We start from the raw sequence: 25,703 nt of genomic DNA, 5'->3' as shown, positions 1-25,703 counted from the left end.
AAGGCGTAAAACTTCACAGTTTTACGCCTTGTTTTTTATTTTTTCGTATCGATTAAATCTTTCAAAAGTTTCTTTTGTTCTTTTGTCAGAGTCTCTACATTAGCGATTGATTTTACCAAACCATCAAAATCGTTTTTCTTTTTCCCGCGAAAATATTCACTAACGACACCAGAAAATGCCCCCAAAATAGAAATGCCGATCAGCATCATGAAACCAGCGATCAATCTTCCCAGCTGCGTATTCGGAATCACATCGCCATATCCGACCGTCGAAACCGTTTGAATACACCACCAAATCGCTTCACGGTAGGAAGAAAAACCAGGTTCAATGAGAAACATAATAAATGGCACCACTAAAATGGTAATCACAAGTCCAATCACAAGCCGATTTGAAAAATATTTGAGTAACATATTATAAATTTTCCATGAATGACGTAATCCCTTTGAAAGATAACCAACATAGTGCAAAACAGAAATCAGTTTAAAAACCCTAAAATCGTGCAAAAACGGAATGACAGAAAGCGCCTCTAAAAAATGCGTCCTAAGAAAAGTCTTTTTATTCTCCGCACGAATTAGCTGAACACCGTAGTCTAGTACAAAAATAAGCCAAATCAGCCACTGCACGATATTTGCCCAAGTTGACGAATTATCTAGCAAAGAAAGCGATAAAATGATTAGACTTACAATAAATAATTGATAAATAAGACCCGCTTTTTTCTGGAAAAAATGTGCCATGCTTGACCTCCCCTCTTCCACAAATTTTCTTTTCATTTTAGCTAGCTAAATCTCATCAAGCTGCCTTTTTAGTTTTTCTAACTCCAAATACTGAATCGCATAAACGGTTTTAGCATCATGGATAACTTGTTGATCGATCAATTGCTTCGCCTCGTCTAGTGTCACTTCAAGTATGTTTACAAATTCATCTTCATCAAGCGGTCTATGATGCTGCAATTTTTTTAAGTCACGGGCTACATAAATATGTAAGAGTTCATCCGAGAACCCTGGAGCTGTATAAAATGAAGTCAGGTAACTGAGTGTTCCTGCGACGTGTCCTGTTTCTTCTTCTAGTTCACGTGCTGCCGTTATTTTTTTGTCTTCATTAGGTTCTATTTTTCCAGCCGGAATTTCAACAATTGCTTTCTCAAGTGGTTTGCGGTATTGTTCCACTAGAAGGAGCTTTCCAGAGTCACAAATCGGAAGTATCGCAACAGCACCTGGATGCTTCACGATCTCACGATTTCCAGTAGTTCCATCTGGAAGTTCAACGTCGGCTGTCACAAGCTTAACAACGCGTCCTTCAAACCATGTTTTTTCTCGCAAAGTCTTTTCTTCTAAATTGCGCACTAGGTCACCTTCTTTTTTTTCTATATTGTAACATACTTAAGCGGTCCGAGAAGAATTTACGTCGCGCGACTGATAACATGTTTCTAGCGAATATGATATGATAAATTTAAATCAAATATCCTTTCTAAAAAGCAAAAAAAGTTGAAATAAATCATACTGATTTTCTGTAAACATTTTAGAATGAGGAACCGAAGGAGAAGATAAACCATGACTCTATTTAAAAAAATAATGGCATTTACAGGTTCTGTGATCATTGTTTGTGTGCTATTCGGTATTCTTTCCGCGATTTTCACAAACCATTATTTGCTTATCATGCTCATCACGCTTGCTGTAGCTGGTATTTTGTTCTTCTTTTCATCAAAAGCCGGCGAAAAAGCCTTGGCAGAAAAAACTGGATTAACAAACAAAGAGTATCGTTATATTCGTTCCAATTTAGAGGAAGCACGCGCTAAAATTTTACGCCTGCAAAAAATCATGAGTGCTCATAAAGCACTTTATTCCTTCCAAGAACGCAACAAAACGTTACAATTAACAAAACGACTTTACCAAATCGTGAAAGAAGAGCCTAAGCGTTTTTACGAAGCAGAAGATTTCTTCTTCTCGCACTTGGATTCGCTTGTTGAACTCACAGAGAAATATGCCTTTTTAGAAAGCCAACCGGTTAAAGATAAAAAAATTTATCAAACCTTATCTGACACACGTTCACTTTTAAATGATTTAAGCCGTGTCATCGAAAAAGATTTGTTCACTTTACTTAACCAAGATGTGAACAGCCTTGATTTTGAACTTGAAGTCGCTAAAAATTCGATTTCAAAGCAAAAAAAGAAATTCGAAAGGGGTCAAAATCATGAGTGACTCAAAAGAAAATAAAGAACTGAACCAAACAGATATGCTTGAAAAAGAAATGAATCATACGCTTGATGATTTGCTTTCCAACCCTTTTGGAACAGATGGAACCACTGAAACAAGCCTTTTAAATAGTGAAACGGACAGTAAAACGGCGCCTCGCCTTGTCGACATGCTTCCAGAAAGTAACAAACGACAAGCCATGGAATTGAGCAAACAAATCGAACCAGGTAACCAAGCGGCCATTTTAAGCTACGGGGCGCCGGCGCAAGCTAAATTACATGATTTTTCTCATTCCATGCTCGCTCACGTTCAAAAACAAGATGTCGGTCCAATTGGTGACATCATCAGTGATTTAATGTATCGACTGCAAGAAGCTGATCCTGATGAACTCGCGGCGCGCAATAAAAATATCTTTACGAAAATGTTCCACCGGGTGAAACAATCGATCAATGAAATCACATCTAAATATCAAAAAATTGGAACTCAAATTGATCGAATCGCACTAAAACTCGAGCATTCGAAAAAACGGCTGATTGAGGATAACTCCTTCCTCGAGCAACTTTATGATAAAAATAAAGATTACTTTCAAGCGCTAAATATTTATATCGCAGCGGGAGAATTAAAACTGGAAGATATCCAAGACAAGCTTCTCCCCGAGTTAAAGAAAAAAGCAGAACAAACAGGAGATCAAATGGATTTCCAAGAGTACAACGATTTGATGCAATTTGCTGATCGGTTAGAAAAACGCGTTCACGATTTGAAACTGAGTCGTCAAATTACGATTCAGCAAGCCCCGCAAATTCGGTTGATTCAAAATACCAACCAAGCACTTGCTGAAAAAATCCAGTCCTCTATCATGACGGCGATTCCGCTTTGGAAAAACCAAGTTGCTATTGCGCTAACATTATTGCGGCAACAACAAGCCGTTCAAGCACAGCGTCAAGTTTCAGAAACAACCAATGAACTCTTGAAACGCAATGCTGATATGCTTAAAACAAACGCGATCGAAACAGCGCGTGAAAATGAAAGAGGGATTGTTGATATCGAAACCTTGAAGGAAACCCAATCTAGCTTGATTGAAACTTTGCAAGAAACCCTTAAAATCCAGAAAGAAGGTCGCGCTAAACGTGCTGCCGCTGAACAAGAACTCGTTTCGATGGAGCAAGAACTAAAAGATCGGTTGCTAGAACTAAAATAATGAGCCTAAACAAAAGCGTTCCTTTCCGAACTGGAAAGGAACGCTTTTTCTTTATTTATTAGAGCCCTTCAAGGCGCAGATTTTCAAAATGAATGGGTTTTAAATTCGTTACTGTAAGGCCAATTAAGCGAATGGAATCTTCACCATGATAAGCTTCTTGAAGTAAGGCTCGCCCCGCTTCATAAATCCATCTCTTTTCATGCACATAATCCGTTAACGTCATCCGTTTTGTAATCGTCGTAAAATCGCTGTAGCGCAATTTTAAAACAACCGTTTTCCCGTGCTTATGAATTTTCCCAAGTCGCTGTTCAATTTTTTCTGCAAAGCGCATTAAATTTTCTTCAAGTACTTTTTCATTCCAAATATTTTCAGCAAAAGTCGTTTCTTTTCCAACGGACTTCCGGTCACGATTTGGATTCACAATATTATTGGACCGCCCTCTCACATGGCGATACAGCGCGTAGCCGTGTTTATGGAATTCACGAATTAAATCCCATTCGCTCCAAGCGCGCAAGTCTTTCCCCGTATGGATCCCGAGTCGGTGCATTTTTTCTGCTGTTACCTTCCCCACACCATAAAATTTGTCGATGGGGATCCCTTCCAAAAAAGCCTCAGCATGTTCAGGTGGAACGACAGTAAGTCCAGCCGGTTTCTCGTAATCGGAGGCAATTTTAGCGATGAATTTATTGTAGGAAACGCCTGCTGAAGAAGTTAAATGTAGTTCTTGGTAAATGGCACGCTGGATTTCGCGCGCAATTAGAGTTGCTGATTTCATGCCAACTTTATTTTCAGTCACATCTAGATAAGCCTCATCAAGCGAAAGTGGCTCAATCACATCCGTATAGCGATGGAAAATTTCTCGGATTTGAGCCGAAACTTCCATATAATGCTCCATATTCCCATGAATAAAGATCCCTTGCGGACAAAGTTTTACTGCTTGACTGGAAGGCATCGCTGAATGCACGCCAAATTTTCTCGCTTCATAGGAACAAGTTGAGACGACTCCACGTTTCTTTGGATCTCCTCCGATGATAAGCGGTTTGTTCCGGAATTCTGGATGATCACGTTGCTCAACCGATGCATAAAAAGCATCCATGTCAATATGAATGATTTTTCGGCTTGTATCCATGACCTTCCTCTCCTTCTAAAAGAACGTTTGTTCCCTTTTATTATACAAGAAAATGCGGCGTTTGCCAAGTCTAAAAAAGAAAAGCGAGCCTACTTCTTCATGAAGGCTCGCTTTCCAAAAAATTCGACAAGGCTTGGCATCACTTGATAAAGCCTCGTTCCGATATTCATCAAAATCGGCAAATTGATTTCTCGCCGTTTCTTGCCAAGAATTCGCACGGTTTTTTCCGCTACTTTTTCCGGTTTTAGCGCAAAAAAACGAACATTATTTAAGTATTCCCCTGACTGGTCGGCAATCGTAAAAAAATTCGTTGTCATCGGGCCTGGATTGACCGTTGTGACGTGAATGTTCGTTTCGCTAAGTTCCATCCGCAGAGCATTGGAATAGCCTAAAACGGCGAACTTTGTGGACGCATAGGTGCTTGATTTAGGAGTCGCAATTTTTCCAGCTTGTGAGGCAATATTCACGATATGCCCTTCATTTTTTTCAAGTAACGTTGGTAAAAATAGCTGTGTCAAGCGAATTAACGCCAAAACATTTGTGTCAAACATCGCTTCCACTGTCTCAAAAGGCGTATCAAGAGCTGTTTCAAACAAGCCAAAGCCAGCAGAATTCACTAAAACGTCAATATCATGTTGATCTAAAATTCGTTTTGCCACTGCCTCTAAGGCAGCAAAATCGGTCACATCAATCGGATAGAAAGACGCGCTGATATCATAAGCGGATTCAAGCTTCCCCGAAAGTTCGGCTAACTTGTCTTCACTTCGCGCAAGGAGAACAAGATGTGCTTTTTCTCGCGCACAAAGGTGTGCCAAACTTTCCCCAAGTCCACTTGAAGCACCGGTAATAACAACCGTTTTTCCTGCAAGATATGGATTCATTGTCTTTCCTCCTAAATTTCAAACGTTGCTAAGTCACTTGCAATTTCTGTTTCTGGAAAAATTTCCCGTGCTTCATTTACTAAATGTTCACTCGTTTCTTTGTCATAGCGAGAACTGATATGCGTTATAATTAATCGCTTTACGTTAGCATTTTTGGCAAGAGTCGCTGCTTCTTTTGTTGTTGAATGCATGTAAGCACGTGCCATCTCCCCTTTTTCTGCTTCAAAAGTCGCTTCGTGCACGATGAGATCAGCATTTTTGGCAAGTTCTTCTTCTCGCTTAAAACTGCGAGTATCTCCAAAAATGGCAATCACTTTTCCTTTTTGCACAGGACCAATATAGTCTTTCCCATCAAGTGTCTCACCGCTTGGCAAAGTGATTTTTTCTCCATCTTTTAATTGTTTGAACAGCGGCCCTGGTTTGATCCCCTTCCTGATAAGTTGCTCAGCATCAAGAGCCCCTTGTTTATCGCTTTCTTCAATCCGAAAACCAAATGAAGAAATGCCGTGGTCAAGCTCCATACAAGCCACCTTTATTTCTTCATCTTGATAAACAGTACCATCAAAAGCTATTTCTTCAATTCGAAGCGGGTAAGATAAATGCGTCCCCGAAAGCATTAGACTGGTTTCAATATAGTTCTTGATTCCTGCAGGACCATAGACAACGAGCTCGCTCTCGCCACCTTGAAATGAACGACTGGATAAGAGCCCAGGCAAGCCAAAAATGTGATCGCCATGCATATGTGTAATAAAAATCTTTTCGACTTTGCTAAGCTTTACTTGCGAATAAAGAATTTGGTGCTGCGTTGCTTCCCCACAGTCGAATAACCAAATCGCATTCCGCTCATTCAGCATCATCAGTGCAAGAGAAGTAACATTTCGACCTTTTGACGGAACACCGGCTCCTGTACCAAGAAAAATGAGTTCCACTTTGCTTTCCCCGCTTTCGTTTTACTAGTCTTCATTTTAGCATAATCAACTGATTTTCGAAAACCCAAAAAAATTTTAACCTAGACCAATTAAAATTGTAAGTCAAACAGTTGCATAGTGCCCGCCAAATAGATAAAATAGTAAGGAGCTAATGAGTGTCTTGTGCTCATTAAAGAATGAAGTGAAGTTAGTTTTATTTGTAAACCTAACTTTCAGATAGAATGAAGGAAAGAGGGTCAGGTCACGTATGGCAGACGAGTTAGAACAAAAAGCTTTGATCACAATATTTGGTGGAACGGGAGATTTAGCAAATCGGAAACTTTATCCTTCTCTATACCATTTATTTACAAAGGGCTATTTAAAAGATCACTTTGCTGTCATCGGAACAGCAAGAAGAGAATGGAGCAATGAATTTTTCCGCGAGAAAGTGAAGGAATCGCTTCAAGATATTGAAGGTGCTTCGGAACACGCCGAGGAATTCGCTTCTCATTTTTATTACCAATCCCACGACGTAATGGATCAAGAAACCTACGTTTCGTTAAAAAATCTGTCGGATGAATTAGATGAAAAATATCAATTAGATGGTAACCGTTTGTTTTACCTCGCGATGGCACCAAATTTCTTCGGGACAATCGCAAGAAGAATCAAATCAGAAGGCTTTACGGACACTGCGGGTTTCCACCGTTTAATTATCGAAAAACCTTTTGGGCATGATTTAGAAAGTGCTGAGGAGTTAAACAACTCGCTCAGAGAAGCTTTCCGTGAAGATGAGATTTACCGAATCGATCACTATCTTGGAAAAGAAATGATTCAAAATATTTCCGTGATCCGCTTTGCAAATTCCATTATTGAGTCTCTTTGGAACAATCGTTATATCGATAATATCCAAGTAACACTCAGTGAAGTACTGGGCGTTGAAGACCGTGGACGTTACTATGATGAAAGCGGCGCACTGCGTGATATGGTTCAAAACCATATCTTGCAAATTGTTTCCTTGCTTGCTATGGAGCCCCCCATCAAACTTACGACAAAAGAAATTCGCAATGAAAAAGTGCGAGCACTACGCGCTTTGCGGGTATATGAAGGTAAAGAAGTACATCAGCATTTTATCCGCGGACAATATGGTAATGGCGAAGTAGATGGCAAAGAACTAAAAAGTTATCGCGAAGAAGAAAACGTGGATCCAAATTCCAACACTGAAACATTCGTAGCAGCAAAGCTCATGATCGACAATTTCCGCTGGGCTGGCGTTCCGTTTTATATTCGAACTGGAAAACGCTTAGCTACTAAAGCCACACAAATTGCGATTCATTTTAAAGATGTTCCTATGAATTTGTTTGGTAATCAGCAATCACTAGGCGGCAATGTGCTTGTGATCCATATTCAGCCGAACGAAGGCATTACGCTTCATTTAAATGTGAAAGAGCCGGGACAAGGAATGGTCACAATGCCAGTCAACCTTGACTACGTTCACTCATCTCAAGACAGGATGAACACGCCCGAAGCTTATGAAAAGTTGATTCTAGACTGCTTGCGCGGGGACGCTACTTACTTCTCTCACTGGGATGAAGTGAGCCTTTCCTGGAATTTTATTGACCATATTGCAGCGGTTTGGACAACCACAAAAGATCACTTCCCGAACTACAAACCTGGCTCCATGGGACCAAAAGAAGCTGATGAACTCGTTCAAAAAGACGGATTTGCTTGGTTCCCAGTCGTTGATGAATAATCCAAATTCAAAAATCCGCTGTTGTAAAGTTTACAACAGCGGATTTTTCTTTTGACTTACATATAATCATGTTTCCAGTCTCGCTTAAAGAGTCCCATAAAATAGCAATCCTTATAGTCCCCCCTCATGTAAAACTGTTCAATCATCGTTCCTTCAATTTTGAATCCCAATTTTTTATAGATGTGAACGGCTCCTTCATTTTCCGTATCTACATATAAAAACACTTTATGGAGATTCAAAATTTGAAACGCATAGTTAATCCCTTTCGCCATCGCTTCTTGCGCAAGTCCCTCGCCTTGAAACTCTTCTTTCACGATCACTTGAATCTCACAATTTCGATGGATGTAATCAATTTCAACAAGTTCAATAACTCCCGCAAATTGACCATCCTTAATAATAACAAAACGGCGTTCAGTTTCATCATAAATATGTTTTTGATAGAGACTCTTTAATTCACTTAATGATTCGTAAGGCTCCTCAAACCAGTAGGCCATGACATTTAATTTGTTATTTAATTCGTGGATATGGATTAAATCATTTTCTTCCAAAGCCCGAATATGCATATTTCCAGCTCGCTCTCATTATTTTTTTACTATTCTAGTATACCATATTCCTTCTATATCACACCTCTCCTTTCAACCAATCGAAAAATCATTCCTGTGAAATTTTGCACCTTCTTCAACTTCATGCTACAATAAACGAGAAAATAGCTTTAAAGGAGTATCCGAATAATGGAAGAAGATAAAGTTGGTCAATATCTAGAAAATGGAATTACCGGCGGAAAAGAGTTGCATCCTCTTCAAAAGAAAAAATATCTCGGTACTTTTCAAGAACGTGTCATCACTTCTCTTACGAAAGAGCAAGTTCAAACACTGGACTTCCTTCCTGAACTTGAGCAAAAAATGGAAGACCATCCAGATGCCAAGTTACTCTTAAACGGAGCACTCCCTTATCCGTCACTTCGCCCTTATATTCAGCTCGCTGAAAAAACTCACAATGAGTTTTCCATCGTCCAACGTGAGGAAAACGAAACGGATATTTTTCTTGTCTTAGCAGCTAAACAAGAGGTGGAATCTCCTGATGTAAAGCTCGAAAAAGCAATGCCTAAACAAGAAGAAAATCAAGATGAGTCCAAGCAAAGTTTACTTGATAAAATAAAAAAATTACTCAACTAAAAAACACGGATGATTAGTCCGTGTTTTCTTTACAGGAGGTTATTCATGCTACACATAATCGTTGTTTCACTCTGTATATTAACACTTTTACAAAGCCTTTACTTCTTTATTCGTAAAAATCTCAATATGGGCGTTCTATTCTTATTAATTACTGCGGCACTTTTTTTAATCAGTCGAATCGGATAAAGGGCATCCACTTTGAATCGCTTGTTTTAATTTCCCTTGCATCTCACCAATTCCTCTTGAACCACTAAGAGGCATGAGCAAGGGGTTTTTTTGATCCGTAACAGTAGACAAAAGTGGTGCAAATTTTTTTCCTCCAAGTATAATCACTGGTTCAAAAGGCGCAGCTCCTTTTTCTTGCCACTCTTTTTTTAGTTCCTCAATTTGAATGGTTGACTCATTTGTTCCTTTTAGCGTGAATCGTACATCATAAGGTCCTGCAACAAGGTCACTAGGCTTTAAAAAGCCATAGCGCGGCGAAAGGATTAACCAATCCTCTGCAAACTTCTCGGCGTAAGCTTGACAAAGCTTGTGAAAGGTCCCTGTATAAGCTTCTTTTGCTGGAACTGCTCCAAATTCTGGACATTTATCCCAAATTTTAGGTTTTCCTGAAGGAATAATCATCATTTTTTATGCCACTCCCAGTGTGTTATTTTCCCACCAGATTGAACTTCATCCTCATTCATTTGGTGAACAAAGCCTGTCCGCTCAAGAACTCCAATCGAAGCCAGATTACTTTCAAAGGAACGTGCAAAAATCCGGGTAATCACTTCTTGTTCCTTTAGCCAAGCAAGCATTGCAGAAAGAGCCTCTGTCATATAACCATGATGCTGAAATTCTGGCACAATGCTATATCCAAGTTCAATTTCTCCCGTTTCATCTGGATCCCCTTGTCCGCCGATTTCGCCAATCACAATATTCTCTTCTTTTAAAATAACAAGCCGTGTCCATCTCGTCATCTCCGGTTTTTTCTTCACATTATCAAGCACATATGGCAAATAAAAAAAGAAATCAATCCCAGGCCAGTCCTCAGAAACCTCGCAGCCAAGTACTGCTTCAAGCTCACCGATCCCAGCGATTGTCGCTTCAATCATTTCACGGGTATATTCAATCAAAAGTAAACGCTCTGTTTCAATAGATTCCATGCCTTCCCCTTCATTCTTTTCAAGATAGTTTAAATGTACCAATTCCAACCATTTTCTGCAAGTTTCGTATTAAGAAGCTCTTAAGACTAATACAGTTTTACACTTCTGTATCAAGAATTTCCTCCGTTTTCAAGAGCTTGTTTTAGTGCTATAATGGAAAAAGAATAAAAACTGTATTAGTCTTGAGTGAAAAACTAATATGACAAGGAGAGATAAACATGAAAACTGAAAATCAACTCTTTCAGCATTCGACCATGGCCGCTCTTGTTGGCGGACTTTTTGACGGAACGATGACCTTTTCTGAACTACTCAAACACGGAGATCTTGGGATTGGTACCTTTGACCAATTTGACGGAGAACTGGTCGTTGCTGATGGAAAAGCTTACCAAGTGCGTGAAGATGGAAAAGCCTATGAAGTCGCGCCTGAAGCGACAACTCCTTACGCAAGCGTGACTCATTTTGCACCTGATACCCGTTTTAAAGTAACGGAAGCAACAACACGTGAACAAATTGAAGCAAGAACCGCAAGTTTGACTCAAGGTCCTAATTTATTCTACGCCGTCCAAATTCAAGGTAAATTCCGCTTTGTGAATACTCGAGTGGCTCCTAAACAAACTAAACCCTATCCACCACTAGTTGAAGCAGTTAAAACCCAGCCTACTTATCATTTTGAAGAAATTGAAGGTACGATTGTCGGATTCTATATGCCTGCTTACATTACAGGAATTGGCGTCTCTGGCTACCATATCCATTTCATTGACCAAGACAAGCAGGTAGGCGGACACGTTTTTGACTATGAATTACTTGAAGGAACGGTAGAAATTGCTGAACAAACCGCTGTACATTTAGAACTCCCACACTCTAAAGACTTCTTAAATAAAAATCTAGCATCCGAGGATATGCTCGAGCAAATCGATGCTGCTGAAAAATAATAAAGAGACGCAAGCTTAGAAGCTTGCGTCTCTTTATTCAGTAATAATTTTATGAATTAATTTAGGCTTTTCTGCATGATCTGAAATCGTTATATTTCCATAGATTTTATCGCGAACAGACGAAATATCCGTTTGATGGCTATAAACCGTCGCAAGACTTTCCCCTTCCTGAACTGCATCCCCAACTTTTTTCCGAAGTACAATCCCAACAGAAAGATCAATCTCATCTTCTTTTGTCGCGCGCCCAGCTCCAAGCATCATTGCTGCGACTCCCATCTCATCTGCAACAATTTCACTTACAAACCCGCTTCGCTTAGCAGGAATTTCCTGTTTAAATGAAGCTTCAGGAAGTTTTCCCGGGTCATCTACAACCGAATCATCCCCGCCTTGATTGCGCAAGAATTCTTTAAATTTCTCAAGTGCTGCACCATTATGAATAACTGATTCCAGTTTTGCTCGTGCTTCCTCTAGATTATCCGCTTTTTGTGCAAGCACCACCATTTGGCTTCCCAAAACAAGCACAAGTTCCGTCAAATCTTCCGGACCTTCTCCTTTTAAAGTTGCAATTGCTTCTTTAACCTCAAGCGCATTCCCAATCGCATATCCAAGCGGTTGTGACATATCTGAAATGACCGCCATTGTGTTTCGACCTACGCCATTTCCGATTCGAACCATCGCATGCGCCAAGTTTTCTGCATCCTCTTCCGTTTTCATAAAAGCGCCAGCACCCGTTTTGACATCCAAACAAATGGCATCAGCACCTGCCGCAATTTTCTTACTCATAATCGAACTCGCAATCAGCGGAATAGAGTTAACCGTCCCCGTCACATCTCGCAGTGCATATAACTTTTTATCAGCCGGCGTCAAATTACCCGACTGCCCCATAATAGCCACTTTATCGTGATTCACAAGCTCCGTGAATTCCTCTTTCGAAAGCTCCACATGAAACCCTTTTACAGATTCTAATTTATCAATCGTTCCACCCGTGTGCCCAAGTCCGCGCCCAGACATCTTAGCAACTGGAACGCCTGCAGAAGCAACAAGCGGAGCAAGAACAAGCGTCGTTGTATCGCCAACACCGCCTGTTGAATGCTTATCAACTTTGATGCCACTGATCGCCGAAAGATCGATCGTCTCACCTGAGTTCACCATCGCCATTGTTAAAGCTTGTCGCTCTTCCTCCGTCATATCTTCAAAATAAATCGCCATAAGAAGCGCACTGGCTTGATAATCTGGAATCTCACCTTTCGTATATCCTTCTACAAAAAAAGCGATTTCATTTTTAGTTAATGGTAAGCCATCCCGCTTTTTTGAAATAATATCCACCATTCTCACTTAAAGCACATCCTTTCAAAAGTAAACCGTTTTACTAATCATAAAAATGGTAAGCTCTTTTCTCCTTCACTATACGGTAGAAGAGCTTCCACTGTCAAACTTTTTCGTGCTGCTTCTTTCCATCAACTCCAGTTTAAGCAAATGATTCGGCATCGCTTCTTCTGGGCGTTCAATCTTCCCAAGAAGCGCTTTTGCGGCAAGTGTCCCCATTTCATAAATGGGTTGACGAATAGTCGTTAGCGCCGGAGTCATAAAAGAGGCTAGTTCAATATCATCAAAACCAATGACAGAAAGTGCATCTGGAATAACAATCCCATTCTCATAGGCATAGCGATATGTCCCTGTCGCCATCAAATCATTTGTAGCAAAAATAGCCGTTATCTCCGCATCTTGCTCAAATAACGCCCTCGTTGCATCAAAACCTCCTTGCATCGTTTGGTCTCCGCTCACTACCCAATCTTCAAAAATTGGTAAATCGTGCTCCCTCATGGCTTTTCTATAACCTTCAAATCGTTCAAACACATTATAAAAAGAGGCATCCGAAACGATAATCCCAATTTTCCGGTGACCTAAATCAATCAAATGTTTTGTGGCAATATAGCCCCCAGCAAAATCATCCACGGCAATCCGCCCCTCTTGCCGTTCATTTCGTTCCCGGTCAAGTAAAATAAACGGACAACGCTTTTCTTTGAGGCGCGAGAAAACTTCTGAAGCAAGAATATGTGGACTTGCAATGATCAGTCCATCTACGGCGCGATGAAGCAACTCTTCTATGTAATGGTCTTCCCTTTTGGTATCGTTTGATGAGTTACATAGCATAATCATATAACCTTCGCCGTTTAGATAATCCTCAGCCCCTTTTACAAGCTGTGAAAAAAACACATCTGTCACTTCTGGGACAACCATGCCAATTGTATTCGTATGATTTTTGATCATATTTTTAGCAAAAAAATTCGGCTTATACTTCATCTGTTCAGCAGCATGAAAAACTTTCTTCTTCGTCGCTTCGCTAAATCGTTCGCCTTTTCCATTCAAAATCTGTGAAATTGTTGTGATTGAAACGCCTGTTTTCTCGGCGATTTCTCGAATCGTTGTACTCAACCGAATCCCTCACTTTCCAGCATGTTCTTCTATATTTTTACATAAAAATTCCGATTAGGAAAGAAAAAACACGCAAACCCTTCGATTTGCGTGCCTTTTATCAATAATCTGAAGTCCCCGCTTCGCCTGAAACAATTGCTACACCAGCACTTGCTCCAATTCGAGTGGCTCCAGCATCAATCATTTTTAACACATCTTCTTTTGTACGAATCCCACCAGAAGCTTTCACGCCAGTATCTGGTCCAACCGTTTCACGCATAAGCTTAATGTCATGAACTGTCGCGCCACCAGAGCTGAATCCAGTAGACGTTTTCACAAAATCCGCCCCTGCTTTAACCGCAAGTTTACAAGCGCGAACCTTTTCCTCATCCGTTAATAGACAAGTTTCAATAATCACTTTAACAAGCGTTCCATCAGCAGCTTCTACAACGGCCTTGATATCTTGTTCAACAAACGCATCATTTCCCTCTTTTAGCGCGCCGATATTGATGACCATATCCACTTCCGTTGCGCCATTCGAAATCGCATCTTTCGTTTCAAAAGCCTTGACACTAGAAGTATTCGCTCCAAGCGGGAAACCGATAACTGTACAAATATCCACTCCCGAATCTGCAAGTTGACTGCTCGCAAACTTGACCCACGTGGGATTTACACAAACGGAAGCAAATTGATAAGTCTTCGCTTCTTCAGTTAGCTCCTCAATTTGTTCTTTTGTCGTTTCAGGTTTAAGTGCAGTATGATCAATCATTTTGGCAATATTCATCATTCAAAACTCCTTTATTTTAGCCTAACTGTATCTTACTCTAGATCGCATGCAATTTCAATGATTCTTGAAGAAAGTCCTAAGGGAACTAGTCAAAACGAAAAAAGCAAGAATGGAAAAAACTTTTCTCCATTCTTGCTTTTAGTAGCACTTAATAGAACTGATCGGGAAGAAGCGATTCACCCAACTTGATGTTTTCACGATAATCAATCGGAATATCCACCACAACAGGTCCTTCCGATTGTAGCGCTTCTGTCAGAACCGCATCCAGTTCTTCAGGACGCTCAACGCGAAGTCCTTTAGCGCCAAAGCTTTCCGCATACTTCACAAAATCCACGCCGCCAAAACGAACAGCAGCTTCCTTGCCGTATTTCATTCTTTGTTGGAAGGCTACCATATCATAACTCCCATCGTTCCAAATTAAATGAACAAGCGGAATTCTAAGTCTAACAGCCGTTTCTAACTCCATCGCAGAAAATAAGAAACCACCGTCACCAGAAATCGAAACTACCTTTTCACCCGGACGGACAAGACCAGCCGCAATCCCCCATGGAAGTGCGACTCCGAGTGTTTGCATGCCGTTACTGAACAATAATCTACGTGGCTCATAAGAGCGGAAATGTCGCGCCATCCAAATATAGTGAGAACCGACGTCTACAGTTACTGTCACATCATCATCAATTTTGGAGCGTAGTGATTCGATCACAGAAAGTGGGTGTACTAAATTAGTTTCATCGGGCTCACTCGGAATGTCACGTTGCTCAAGCTTTTCATGTAAACCACGTAAAATCTCCTGCTCCGTTTCCCCCAGTTCTAGTCCATCGAATTTTGCATTAATACGATCAAGTGTTAGCGAAATGTTCCCTACAAGCTCAGTCACCGGTTGATAATAATGATCGATTTCAGCAATAAAATCGTCAATATGAACAATCGTACGATCAGAAGAAGCATTCCAAGCTTTTGGTTCATATTCAATTGGATCATAGCCAACAGTGATGACTAGATCTGCTTTACTTAGAAGAATGTCTCCCGGTTGATTTCGGAACAAGCCTACACGTCCGAAAAAATTACTTTCTAATTCGCGTGAAATGACTCCCGCGGCTTGAAATGTTTCCACTACTGGAATACTCGTTTTTTGAAGCAGACGACGAATGGAGGCTGTTACTTCTGGGCTACTAGCGCGCATACCGAGAAGAAGAACCGGAAGTTTAGCTTTTTTCAGCCGTGTAATAAGTTTAGCAACTTGTTCTTTTGTTGCTGGGCCTGTTTTCGGACGAGCAAGCGAACGAATCGCTTTCGCTGGAACCTGTTCCTCCGTTACAATATCTTGTGGTAAGCTAACAAACGCTCCACCTTGACGAGGTTCCTCAGCAGCACGGAAAGCATTCGAAAGGGCTTCAGGAATATTTTTCGCATCAACAACCTCTTCACTATATTTCGTAATGGACTTAAAAAGAGCCGCATTATCCATTGATTGGTGCGTTCTTTTTAGTCGATCTTGTCTTCCAACATTCCCGGCAAGTGCAACAACAGGATCACCTTCTGACGTAGCCGTTACAAGTCCAGTTGCAAGATTTGAAGCCCCCGGTCCACTTGTCACAAGAACAACGCCAGGTTTTCCAGTCAAACGACCAACAGCAGCCGCCATAAACGCCGCATTTTGTTCATGTCGGCTAACAATAAGCTCAGGACCTCTTTCTTCCATGATATCAAATACCTTATCAATTTTTGCTCCTGGTATGCCAAAAACATGTGTAACCCCTTGATTAATCAAACTATCTACAACAAGATCTGCCCCAGTTTTATCATCAACCTGTTCTTGTTTCTTATCCACTTCATTTCAACTCCTGTATCATTTTATTTAAAATACTAACTAAAACAGTTTAAACCATACTTACTCATTATAAATAAAATCAAAGTTTAATCAAGAGTTTGAATCACAAAACTGTTATATAAGAACCAAAAATCTGTTTTACATCGTGTTTCATTTAAATAAAAAAATCTAGCAACCTCATAAAAAGCTGCTAGATACTTCGTTCATTCTTTTGTTTCTATACCAAAAAACTGAAATTATAGTTTTACTACGTTTTCAGCTTGAGGGCCACGTTGACCTTCAACAACGTCGAATTCAACTTCTTGACCTTCTTCTAGGCTTTTGAAACCTTCTTCTTGGATCGCGCTGAAATGTACGAAAACGTCGTCTCCGCCTTCAACTTCGATAAATCCAAATCCTTTTTCACCGTTGAACCATTTTACCTTACCTGTCATGTTTTCACAGACCTCCAAAAAAATAATTTACTTAATATGGGTTTTCAAATAAAAAACAAACTGGCCAAGCTAATCAACAAGCCCTTGCATGTTTTTCATAAAAAAATTCACATATTATAAAAAGTATTCATATGATAAAAGCTTGAATACTCTTTATAACATGTGAATATTTCCGTTCTCTACAAAATACAACTTGTAAAACCATATTTTCTTATCAATAGTTCTATCTTAACGCTTATCCCAAAAAAATGCAAGAAAAAAATAGTGGCGTTTACATTTTGAAAATTCACGAACTTGCTTTATAAATACATATAAAAAAGCATCTTTCAAGAGACAATTAATTCCTTTTGAAAGATGCCATAAATACTAATTATTCAACTTTACTTAAATCTTTAAGACGCCACTTCGTCAGTAGCTCGTGTAATGGTTTTCGAACAAGGAAGTAAACCCCAGTAGAAATAAAAATGGAAGCCATCCCAAACAAAAACCCACCAAGTACATCGGTTGGATAGTGAACACCCAAATACACTCGTGAATATAAGATATAAAAAATCACAAACAATCCAAGTGCCCCAATGACGATTTTCGCCCAAATTTGTCGAACCGTAAAAATAAGAAATAGTGCTGCTAGTCCATAAAAAATGGAAGTTGCCGTAGCATGTCCGCTTGGATAACTAAAGCCTGATTCAGAGATCAGCCAATTAGAAGAATCTGGACGACTGCGCTCGATAAAATGTTTTAGTAAATAGTTCAAGACAACCCCACAAAAAAGAACCGTCCCTCCAAACCATAATCCAACAGTGAATTTCCGCAAAATGAATAAAATAATCACAACAATAATCGTCATAACAATGATGTATTCAGCAGACCCAAAGTGCGTCAAAAATTTTACTAACTTCGTTGTCCCCGCTTCAATATGACCATCGCGAATACGCGAGATCCAACTTAAATCAAACTTTGCCACCCAATTACTACTTTTTGCTACACTAACTGCCTCAAAAATAAACGCAGCTAAAGCAAGCACGCCAATAATAAGTAACGGCAACGCTTTTTTTCCATTTGAATTCATTCTCGTCTCCTTACTTTACTTGCTGCAAAAATGCCTTGACTTGTTTAACAAGTTGCAAGTAACCTTCTTGTTCATTAGTTTCTTCCGTAGAAAGTAGCGAAACGCTTGCTCCATCTTCAGAAATTTCGATCGTTCCTTTATTCGTGAAAGTTGCATTTCCAATTAAATGCAATGAAAAATCACCATCTGTTTTTTCAGCTGTTACTTTCACCATACCGCCATCGTTATACACTTCAAGCGCTTCTTCCAGTTTATCATGATCCAGTAGTTTTTTAATCAGACTCGAGGCCGACATGGCTGTTCCGCAAGCATTCGTAAAGCCAACACCACGTTCAAAAGTACGAACAAAAATTTGATTTTCTGCAAGTCTCCTGACAAAACTCACATTGACGCCATCTGGAAAATAGGGATTCCTACCATTTAAATAACCGGCAAGTTTACCTTGTTTGTCCGACTCAAAGCTCTCTTTTGAAACGAAACTAATCAGATGCGGGTTAGGTACGGCTACAGCAGAAAAATGCAACTCTGGATCTAGTTCCGGCCACACTTCATCAAAAAGTTGGTTTCCTTGATAATGAAACGGTAAGCTTTCAGGTGTAAAAAGCACTGGAGAAATTTCAACTTCAAAAGTTGGGATTCCAAAACCCAATGACTCACTTTTTTTCACAAGAAGATCCGCTTTCATCGTCTCAATTTTTGCTTCACCTAGCTCATTTCCCTCTAGCAAATAACGTGCTACAGTTCTCAATCCATTGCCGCACATAGACGCTTCCGACCCGTCTGAATTAAAAACACGCATTTTCCCAATCGTTCCCGGACTTCCATTTCCAACAAATAAAATACCATCAGCGCCGCCCAAAAGATGCGAACGATCACATAGTTTTTGGGCAAGAAGCGCTTTTTGGGCATCCGAAAACGCGCCAAGCCCACTCTTTCTTTCATCCAAGATAAAAAAGTCATTTTGTGACCCATGAACTTTGATAAAATCCAGTTTCAATTTCTTCAAGCCCTTCCAAATTTTTAGCTATATTGTACCACATTTTATATAGAAGTGACTAGAAAAGGGCCGCTTCCTTTAAGCGGCCCTTTTCTAAACCTTACTCTACTCATTCATAATTCTTAGTTACAATTTCCGCACAACGTCCACAAAGCGTTGGATGATGTTTGTCAGAACCAACATCTTTTTTCACAACACGACAACGTTCGCAAACTTCTCCATCAGCAACAGAAATTTGAACTGCTACATGCGGAATCTCTAGTGCTGTTTCAGGAGCATTTTCAAGCCCTTCAACTAATTCAAAATCAGAAACAATAAAGAGTTGCGCAAAATCTCCTTCTAGGGAATCAAATAGTGATTTCCCAGTTTCATCCACATACAGGGTTACTTTGGCAAGCATGGATTTTCCAATCATCTTATCGTTCCGAGCTTCTTCAAGCGCTTTTTGAACACCATCACGCACTTTCATGAACTCATCCCATTTTTCTTCAAGACCGGCTTTCACATTCAGAACATGTACTTCTGGCATATCCTCTAGGTGAATACTTGGTGTTTCTTCGCCCTTTAGATTAGCCCAAATTTCTTCCGTCGTATGCGGAAGAATCGGAGCAAGTAGTTTAGTTAATACAACAACGGACTCATAGAACACTGTTTGCATTGAACGTCTACTTAGACTATCAGCAGCTTCGATATAAACAACATCTTTCGCAAAGTCCATGTAGAACTGACTTAGTAATACGGTACAGAAATTGTTGATTTGATGATAAATCGTTGAGAACTCAAATTTTTCATAACTAGTTAAGACGGTATTCACTAAATGATTTAATTTCACTAACACATACTGATCAACTTCTCGCAATTCTTCAAAAGCTACTTGATCTTTTTCAGGTTCAAAATCACTCACGTTTCCTAGCAAGAAACGCATTGTATTCCGGATTTTCCGATAAACTTCCGAAACTTGTTTTAAGATGTCATCGCTAATACGAACATCTGCCTGATAATCCACAGAAGCCACCCACAAGCGAACAATGTCCGCCCCTAGCTGATTGATAACTTTCCCTGGCAAAATGGTGTTACCGAGCGATTTACTCATCTTACGGCCTTCTCCATCAAGCGCAAACCCATGGCTAAGTACGTTACGATAAGGAGCTTCACCAGTCATAGCTACCGCCGTTGTAAGCGAGGAATTAAACCAACCACGATATTGGTCAGATCCCTCCATATAAAGATCTGCTGGACGAGAAAGTTCTGGTCTTGCCTCTAGAACAGCTTGATGGCTCGAACCAGAATCAAACCAAACATCCATAATATCATGTTCTTTTGTAAACTCTCCATTCGGACTGGATGGATGTGTAAATCCTTCTGGTAAAAGATCCTTAGCTTCCTTTTCAAACCAAATATTGGAACCATGTTCACGGAACAAATCAGAAATATGTTGAATCGTTTCATCTGTAATAATGGCATCCCCATTTTCCCCATAGAAAATAGGAAGTGGCACACCCCAAGCACGCTGGCGTGAAATTACCCAATCGCCTCGGTCACGAACCATATTATAAAGTCTAGTTTCTCCCCATGAAGGCGTCCAGTTTACTTTTTGAACGGCTTCCATGAGCTCACCACGGAATTTATTAATCGAGGCAAACCACTGAGGTGTCGCACGGAAAATAACTGGTTTTTTCGTACGCCAATCATGTGGGTAACTATGAGTAATAAAATCAAGTTTTAATAGTGCCCCAACTTCTTTTAACTTTTCAGTGGCTACTTTATTCGCTTCGTCGTAGAAAAGCCCTTCAAATCCAGGCGCTTCATCTGTAAAGACCCCTTTTTCATCGATCGGTGCTAATACTTCTAAACCGTATTTTTGGCCGACAATAAAGTCATCTTCCCCGTGACCTGGAGCCGTATGCACAGCTCCTGTTCCAGCATCTGCTGTTGCATGTTCTCCGTTAATCACGAGCGAATCGCGGTCATAAAATGGATGTTTCGCAACAACGCGATCTAAATCACTACCACGAACTGTTTGAATTACTTTCCCGTCTTCCCAGCCAAGCGTTTCCTTTAGAGAATCCACTAATGCTGCTGCTACGAGATACTTCTGTCCACTTGTTTCTACAACTGCATAATCTAAATTTGGATTCACCGTAATCGCCATGTTCGATGGAATCGTCCATGGGGTTGTCGTCCAAATCACGATTTTTGTATCATTATCAATGACTCCTTTGCCATCTTTTACATCGAAAGCGACATAAATAGAAGCAGATTTTTTATCATGATATTCAATTTCTGCTTCAGCAAGCGCTGATTCGCTTGAAGGAGACCAATAGACTGGTTTTTTACCTTTATAAATGTAGCCTTTTTTCGCCATTTCCCCAAATACTTTAATTTGCTCAGCTTCATATTCAGGTTTTAACGTGATATAAGGATTTTCCCAATCGCCATTTACTCCAAGTCGTTTAAATCCTGTGCGTTGTAAGTCAATTTGTTTATAAGCATATTCTTCACAAAGTTTGCGGAATTCAGCGACTGACATTTCTTTTCGCTTTACGCCTTTTTTAGTGAGTGCTTGTTCGATTGGAAGTCCATGCGTGTCCCACCCAGGTACATATGGTGACCTAAAGCCCGCCATTGACTTATAGCGAACAATGATGTCCTTAATGGTTTTATTCATCGCATGTCCCATATGAAGTTCACCGTTCGCATACGGAGGACCATCATGCAAAATGTAAGTCGGGCGACCCGCATTTTTTTCTTGCACCTTTTGATAGAGATTTTCTTTCTCCCATTTTTCTTGCCAAAGTGGTTCTTTATTTGGCAAATTTCCTCGCATCGGAAATGCAGTTTTTGGCATCAATAATGTATCTTTATAATCCATCGCTCACAAACTCCTTTATTTTATTATTCCGCAAAAAATAAAAATCTCCTCCCTAAAAAAGGGACGAGATTATCGCGTTACCACCCTTGTTGATAAAAAGAAGCTTTTTACCCACTCGTTCCATTAACGCCTGGCCGCGCTGAGTCTTACTTTGTTCAGACTCAGAACTCCTTGAGTGATTTCTGAATTCCACCTTGCTTCTGGTCTCACACCACCACCAGATCGCTTCAAAGCAGGTTTGAAAAACATACTTGTCTCAGATCAACATTTTTCTATTCTTGTTCGTTTTCAGCATCTTCCTGAACTTCTTTAATGGATTTCAGTTCCGTTGCATCTACGTCATACTCCATCATTTGTTGCCAATCATCACTTTTAATCAAGTCCATTTGTGCTTCAACGAGAAGGCGCAAACGTTCTCTGAAAACTTTCGACTGACGTTTCAAATCTTCAATTTCAATTGAAATTTTACGTGCTTTTGAAAGTGAATCCGCTAAAATCCGATCCGCATTTTTTTCTGCTTCACGAATGATTAATTTCGCTTCTTGATCAGCAGATTGTTTCACTTCTTCCGCTGCAGTTTGAGCAACAATTAATGATTTATTTAGCGTTTCTTCAATATTTGTAAAATGTCCCAAGCGTTCTTCATTGTTGTTTAAGGAATCTTCCAGACGTTTCTTTTCTTTTAGCACTTGTTCATAATCTTTGATAATCTGATCGAGGAAGTCATTCACTTCATCTTCATCATAACCTCTAAAACCACGGGTAAATTCTTTGTTATGTATATCCAGTGGCGATAATGGCATATTCTACACCTCCGTACGAATTATCGAAATAGCAACTTCGATATTCAGCTACTAAATTCGAAAGAACCTTGCTTTTTACAAAACAAATCCAATATAAGATTTATTTTAACACAATCTATCATTTTTTCCTAGTGCAATGTCGATTTTAGCGAACAAGTATCCTCATTTCCGCTAAGATTTCGATAGCTTTATCAATCTGCTCCTCTGTGTCAGCCTCAACCGTATGAAGATGAAGTCCATTTGTTAAACCCGAAAGCATTAGCGCATCTGTATTTTTTAATTTATAGATGAATTTTTCAACATCAAAGCGACTATTTAAATGAAGATTCCCTGTTAGTTCCCCATAAATAGGATGATCTACGATGACATCAATCACAGAAACGCCATAATCCACAAGTGTATTTAATTCCGTTTCAGCTTCTTCTTTCGTATGATTACAAGCGATAATCCGCTGAATTCTTTTCGATTCTTTAGCCATCATGTAGCCTTGTGGTGTTGATATGATTGGCTGTTCCATCGCTCGAAGCAACGAAATATCTTGCACGATCACTTGTCTACTCACATCTGTTCGTTTGGCTAGCTCGCCACCAGAAATTGGTTCAGAAGTATGTTTGAGCCATTCTAAAATGGCTTCGCGTCTATCTTCTCCAAGCATTTTTTTCAAAGTTTCTCACCTACTTCTTTCTCTTACCTTTAAATTAAAGCTATTATATCACAAGCAACGCTTAAGCAACATTAATCTACCGTCGCTTGCTCCATTTTCTAGCCATAAAAAAAGAAACTGCAAACAGATCTCACTCCACTCCCAGTTTCTCACTTCAAAAACCCAATATCCATCCGAATCTTGTCTTTTTTTGTCCGTCCATGAATTTGAATTAATTTGATCCTGCCATACCCACGTGCTGATAAAATGTCAGCTTCTTCGCATTCAAAATCTGGATTTTCTACCACTTTCCAGTTTACTTTGACAAGCCCTGCTTGAATCATTTGCTTAGCTTTTTGCCTAGAAAGATGAAGCGCGTTACTCAAAACCCCGTCTAGTCGTAAACTCGAACTTGTGATCATTTGCTCTTCCCATTCTTCTTGCACAATCAAAGCATCACGAAGCGCCACTTCCTCAAGCATCACATTTACTTTTCCAATTTTTTCGAGCTGACTCGTTACATAATGAGACATCTCCTGATCCACAAAAAACTGCCATTCTTCACCTTGGTTCAAAATATCACCAAAAGCTTCACGACGAATACCAAGTGACATCAATGTTCCGAGAATTTTTTGATGCGTGAGTGTCGTGAATTTCACAGGATAACGAATGTGAAAAAGACTTATTTTAAAATCATTTTCTTCTGGCGTGTAGTAGTCCGGATAAATGAGCGCTCGTTTTCGTTCTGTGAATTCGGATCCACCAAAAAATGAGACTTTCATTGTATCATACCCACCAACAACCGTTTCAGCAATAAAACGTTGTCGTGGATCTAAAAATTCAGTTAGTCGCGGGGTATATTCATCCTCCACTTGAATCGCCAAATCTAAAATTTGATCGATAAACGCATATTCTTCCTTACGAAAATGTTGATAAATACCTTCCATCTGCTTCACCTCCTCTGTTTTCGCGAAATGATCCGTCGAGCTTGACTAAATTTATATTCTTTCAGACAAATTTTTCTCTTAAAAAAAGTCATGCCCGAAAGACATGACCCGTTAAATCCCGTATAAAAGCGGTACAACGTATTGATAAATCAAATTGGTAAGGACAGTCATCGCAAATTGAAAAGCAATAAACGCAACCAATGATGAAATATCGAACATTCCAATCGGCGGGATAATCCGTCTGAACGGTTCCAGAATCGGTTCAAAAATCCGACCTAAAAAACGACCGATTTTTGAATCCCGTGCCCCTGGAAACCAGCTCATCAAGAAGTAGACAAACATGAGCGTTGGCAAGTAGCGAATGATAAACAAAATCACATCAACTACTTGTATTAAAAAAGTTTGCAACCTTGTGTTCCACCTCTCTAGCGTTACATGTAATTTTGTTCTTCAAGTATTTCCGAGATTGAGCCATCTACGTTAACATTTTCAGGCGTACACAAGAAAATATTGTTACCGATGCGCTGGATGTCTCCTCCTAATGCATAAACTGTTCCACTTAGGAAATCTACGATACGAATTGCTTGGTCGTGACTAATGCGCTGCAAGTTAACGACAAGCGTTTTATATTCTTTTAAGTAATCCGCAAGCTCTTGTGCTTCAGCATATACACGCGGTTCAGAAAGCATTACTTCACTTGAAAATTGCGCGCCTTGCATGCTGACAACATTGGGCTCTTCTTCAACTGCCCGAAAGCGGTTTTTAGCTGATTTTTCATTTTTCTTTTGAATCATTGGTTCAGGTTCCTGCGTATTTTTTCGATTTGTTTCTTCTTCGTAATATTCATCTTCATCAAGGAAAAAGAAAGATTTGAATTTATTGGAAAGTCCCATGATCTTGCACCTCCGTTAATTTTAGTCATTTACGAGCGCCCTGCCAACACGAATATATGTGGCACCTTCTTCTACTGCAATACTATAATCGTTTGTCATCCCCATAGATAGTTCGCTTGCTGTCACCCGATTGAGATGAAGTGCCGCAATTTCAACACCTGCTTCATTCAATGCGTGAAAAATATCATGAAGGTCGTTTTCATTCTCAGTAATTGGAGCCATCGTCATCAATCCGACAATTTCAATTTGTTTGAAATCAGCTTGTTTCAGAAATACTAAAGCTGATTCTTTCGTAAAACCATGCTTAGATTCCTCTCCAGAAACATTCAGCTGCAAGAAACAACGGACTGGCTTTTCAGCCCGTTTTTCAATTTCCTCCGCCAAACTTGCTCGGTCAAGTGAATGGATAAAATCCACTTTATCAATAATTTGCTTCACCTTGCGTGTTTGGAGTGACCCGATGAAATGCCAGCGGATGTCCGAGAAATCTTGAAGCGCTTCATACTTCTCCAAAAAGACATCCACCCGATTTTCACCAAAATCACGAATCCCCAAATCGTAAAGTTCTTTTATTCCTGCAACATCAATGGTTTTCGTTACAGCAACTAAATGTACATCTGCTTCAGAACGTCCGGCTTTTTTGCAAGCCTCTTTAATATTCGTTTTAATTTGAGTGAGATTAGCTTGTTTCGACATCTA

The 25,703-nt window shown here is 39.9% G+C and carries 28 protein-coding genes and 1 other annotated feature; of the genes, 6 read left to right on the top strand and 22 right to left on the bottom strand.

Going from position 1 to position 25,703, the window contains the following annotated elements:
- Positions 1-35: 35 nt before the first annotated feature.
- Both HB912_RS02355 and HB912_RS02350 read right to left on the bottom strand, forming a co-directional pair.
- A complete protein-coding gene (locus HB912_RS02355; protein WP_185372039.1) occupies positions 36-734 on the bottom strand; it encodes a potassium channel family protein in 699 nt (232 codons plus the stop codon).
- 45 nt (positions 735-779) lie between these two features.
- Complete coding sequence (locus HB912_RS02350) at positions 780-1,343, bottom strand: NUDIX domain-containing protein (protein WP_185372038.1); 564 nt, start codon at positions 1,341-1,343, stop codon at positions 780-782.
- A 207-nt stretch (positions 1,344-1,550) separates the two neighbouring features.
- On the opposite strand from HB912_RS02350, the gene HB912_RS02345 reads away from it, so the two are divergent.
- Entirely contained in the window at positions 1,551-2,198 is a 648-nt protein-coding gene (locus HB912_RS02345; protein WP_185372037.1) for a 5-bromo-4-chloroindolyl phosphate hydrolysis family protein, read from the top strand.
- The gene (locus HB912_RS02340; RefSeq protein ID WP_036071879.1) at positions 2,191-3,390 is read left to right on the top strand and encodes a toxic anion resistance protein; all 1,200 of its coding nucleotides are present in this window, start codon (positions 2,191-2,193) and stop codon (positions 3,388-3,390) included. Before HB912_RS02345 ends, HB912_RS02340 begins: the two co-directional genes overlap by 8 nt.
- Positions 3,391-3,448: 58 nt before the next feature.
- Here HB912_RS02340 and dinB read toward each other — a convergent pair whose 3' ends face one another.
- From dinB to rnz, 3 genes are all read right to left on the bottom strand, one after another.
- On the bottom strand, positions 3,449-4,519 hold the full coding sequence (gene dinB, locus HB912_RS02335) for a DNA polymerase IV (RefSeq protein WP_185372036.1): 1,071 nt from the start codon (positions 4,517-4,519) through the stop codon (positions 3,449-3,451).
- An 89-nt stretch (positions 4,520-4,608) separates the two neighbouring features.
- Positions 4,609-5,400 carry an SDR family NAD(P)-dependent oxidoreductase gene (locus HB912_RS02330; RefSeq protein WP_185372035.1) on the bottom strand — a complete coding sequence of 264 codons (792 nt, stop codon included), beginning with the start codon at positions 5,398-5,400 and terminating at the stop codon, positions 4,609-4,611.
- An 11-nt stretch (positions 5,401-5,411) separates the two neighbouring features.
- Positions 5,412-6,329 carry a ribonuclease Z gene (rnz, locus tag HB912_RS02325; RefSeq protein WP_185372034.1) on the bottom strand — a complete coding sequence of 306 codons (918 nt, stop codon included), beginning with the start codon at positions 6,327-6,329 and terminating at the stop codon, positions 5,412-5,414.
- A gap of 247 nt (positions 6,330-6,576) precedes the next feature.
- Here rnz and zwf point away from each other — a divergent pair, with 247 nt between their 5' ends.
- Positions 6,577-8,058 (top strand): glucose-6-phosphate dehydrogenase, encoded by a 1,482-nt coding sequence (gene zwf, locus HB912_RS02320; protein ID WP_185372033.1) that lies wholly within the window; start codon positions 6,577-6,579, stop codon positions 8,056-8,058.
- Between the two features lie 56 nt (positions 8,059-8,114).
- On the opposite strand, the gene HB912_RS02315 is transcribed toward zwf, so the two are convergent.
- Positions 8,115-8,621: a GNAT family N-acetyltransferase gene (locus HB912_RS02315; RefSeq protein ID WP_185372032.1), complete on the bottom strand. Its 507-nt coding sequence runs from the start codon at positions 8,619-8,621 to the stop codon at positions 8,115-8,117.
- A gap of 168 nt (positions 8,622-8,789) precedes the next feature.
- On the opposite strand from HB912_RS02315, the gene HB912_RS02310 reads away from it, so the two are divergent.
- Both HB912_RS02310 and HB912_RS02305 read left to right on the top strand, forming a co-directional pair.
- Complete coding sequence (locus tag HB912_RS02310; RefSeq protein ID WP_185372031.1) at positions 8,790-9,233, top strand: YueI family protein; 444 nt, start codon at positions 8,790-8,792, stop codon at positions 9,231-9,233.
- 45 nt (positions 9,234-9,278) lie between these two features.
- Entirely contained in the window at positions 9,279-9,419 is a 141-nt protein-coding gene (locus HB912_RS02305) for a hypothetical protein (RefSeq protein ID WP_185372030.1), read from the top strand.
- Here HB912_RS02305 and HB912_RS02300 read toward each other — a convergent pair.
- Both HB912_RS02300 and HB912_RS02295 read right to left on the bottom strand, forming a co-directional pair.
- Positions 9,399-9,863: a DUF6884 domain-containing protein gene (locus HB912_RS02300; RefSeq protein ID WP_185372029.1), complete on the bottom strand. Its 465-nt coding sequence runs from the start codon at positions 9,861-9,863 to the stop codon at positions 9,399-9,401. The two genes, HB912_RS02305 and HB912_RS02300, sit on opposite strands and share 21 nt — an antisense overlap.
- Complete coding sequence (locus HB912_RS02295; protein ID WP_185372028.1) at positions 9,860-10,381, bottom strand: GNAT family N-acetyltransferase; 522 nt, start codon at positions 10,379-10,381, stop codon at positions 9,860-9,862. The genes HB912_RS02300 and HB912_RS02295 overlap by 4 nt, the downstream gene beginning before the upstream one ends.
- Positions 10,382-10,593: 212 nt before the next feature.
- Between HB912_RS02295 and budA the strand changes: the two genes are divergently transcribed.
- A complete protein-coding gene (budA, locus tag HB912_RS02290; RefSeq protein WP_185372841.1) occupies positions 10,594-11,313 on the top strand; it encodes an acetolactate decarboxylase in 720 nt (239 codons plus the stop codon).
- A gap of 33 nt (positions 11,314-11,346) precedes the next feature.
- Here the strand turns inward: budA and HB912_RS02285 are convergent, their stop codons facing one another.
- The 14 genes from HB912_RS02285 to HB912_RS02220 form a co-directional block, all read right to left on the bottom strand.
- Positions 11,347-12,648, bottom strand: a complete 1,302-nt coding sequence (locus HB912_RS02285; protein WP_185372027.1) for a pyrimidine-nucleoside phosphorylase — start codon at positions 12,646-12,648, stop codon at positions 11,347-11,349.
- A gap of 69 nt (positions 12,649-12,717) precedes the next feature.
- A complete protein-coding gene (locus HB912_RS02280; protein ID WP_185372026.1) occupies positions 12,718-13,749 on the bottom strand; it encodes a LacI family DNA-binding transcriptional regulator in 1,032 nt (343 codons plus the stop codon).
- A 100-nt stretch (positions 13,750-13,849) separates the two neighbouring features.
- Positions 13,850-14,512 (bottom strand): deoxyribose-phosphate aldolase, encoded by a 663-nt coding sequence (gene deoC, locus HB912_RS02275; protein ID WP_185372025.1) that lies wholly within the window; start codon positions 14,510-14,512, stop codon positions 13,850-13,852.
- Between the two features lie 151 nt (positions 14,513-14,663).
- A complete protein-coding gene (gene alsS / locus HB912_RS02270) occupies positions 14,664-16,346 on the bottom strand; it encodes an acetolactate synthase AlsS (protein ID WP_185372024.1) in 1,683 nt (560 codons plus the stop codon).
- 236 nt (positions 16,347-16,582) lie between these two features.
- The gene (gene cspD, locus HB912_RS02265) at positions 16,583-16,780 is read right to left on the bottom strand and encodes a cold-shock protein CspD (protein WP_036071898.1); all 198 of its coding nucleotides are present in this window, start codon (positions 16,778-16,780) and stop codon (positions 16,583-16,585) included.
- A gap of 370 nt (positions 16,781-17,150) precedes the next feature.
- Complete coding sequence (locus HB912_RS02260) at positions 17,151-17,849, bottom strand: phosphatase PAP2 family protein (RefSeq protein WP_185372023.1); 699 nt, start codon at positions 17,847-17,849, stop codon at positions 17,151-17,153.
- 10 nt (positions 17,850-17,859) lie between these two features.
- Entirely contained in the window at positions 17,860-18,846 is a 987-nt protein-coding gene (gene dapF / locus HB912_RS02255; RefSeq protein WP_185372839.1) for a diaminopimelate epimerase, read from the bottom strand.
- A gap of 109 nt (positions 18,847-18,955) precedes the next feature.
- Positions 18,956-21,718 (bottom strand): isoleucine--tRNA ligase, encoded by a 2,763-nt coding sequence (ileS, locus tag HB912_RS02250; protein WP_185372022.1) that lies wholly within the window; start codon positions 21,716-21,718, stop codon positions 18,956-18,958.
- Between the two features lie 56 nt (positions 21,719-21,774).
- Positions 21,775-21,992, bottom strand: a binding site (T-box leader).
- Entirely contained in the window at positions 21,991-22,521 is a 531-nt protein-coding gene (locus HB912_RS02245) for a DivIVA domain-containing protein (protein WP_115752027.1), read from the bottom strand. Its footprint overlaps the feature before it by 2 nt.
- Positions 22,522-22,666: 145 nt before the next feature.
- Entirely contained in the window at positions 22,667-23,185 is a 519-nt protein-coding gene (locus tag HB912_RS02240; protein ID WP_185372021.1) for a transcription repressor NadR, read from the bottom strand.
- 149 nt (positions 23,186-23,334) lie between these two features.
- Positions 23,335-24,111, bottom strand: a complete 777-nt coding sequence (locus tag HB912_RS02235) for a YlmH family RNA-binding protein (protein ID WP_185372020.1) — start codon at positions 24,109-24,111, stop codon at positions 23,335-23,337.
- A gap of 111 nt (positions 24,112-24,222) precedes the next feature.
- The gene (locus HB912_RS02230; protein ID WP_036071913.1) at positions 24,223-24,519 is read right to left on the bottom strand and encodes a YggT family protein; all 297 of its coding nucleotides are present in this window, start codon (positions 24,517-24,519) and stop codon (positions 24,223-24,225) included.
- Positions 24,520-24,542: 23 nt separating this feature from the next.
- Positions 24,543-25,004 carry a cell division protein SepF gene (locus tag HB912_RS02225; RefSeq protein ID WP_185372019.1) on the bottom strand — a complete coding sequence of 154 codons (462 nt, stop codon included), beginning with the start codon at positions 25,002-25,004 and terminating at the stop codon, positions 24,543-24,545.
- A 21-nt stretch (positions 25,005-25,025) separates the two neighbouring features.
- A complete protein-coding gene (locus HB912_RS02220) occupies positions 25,026-25,700 on the bottom strand; it encodes a YggS family pyridoxal phosphate-dependent enzyme (RefSeq protein ID WP_036071918.1) in 675 nt (224 codons plus the stop codon).
- Positions 25,701-25,703: the final 3 nt, after the last annotated feature.

The sequence above is a fragment of the Listeria aquatica genome (assembly GCF_014223975.1).
In the GTDB taxonomy this organism is placed as follows: Bacteria; Bacillota; Bacilli; order Lactobacillales; family Listeriaceae; genus Listeria; species Listeria aquatica.
This window is presented reverse-complemented; position numbering and strand designations above follow the sequence as displayed.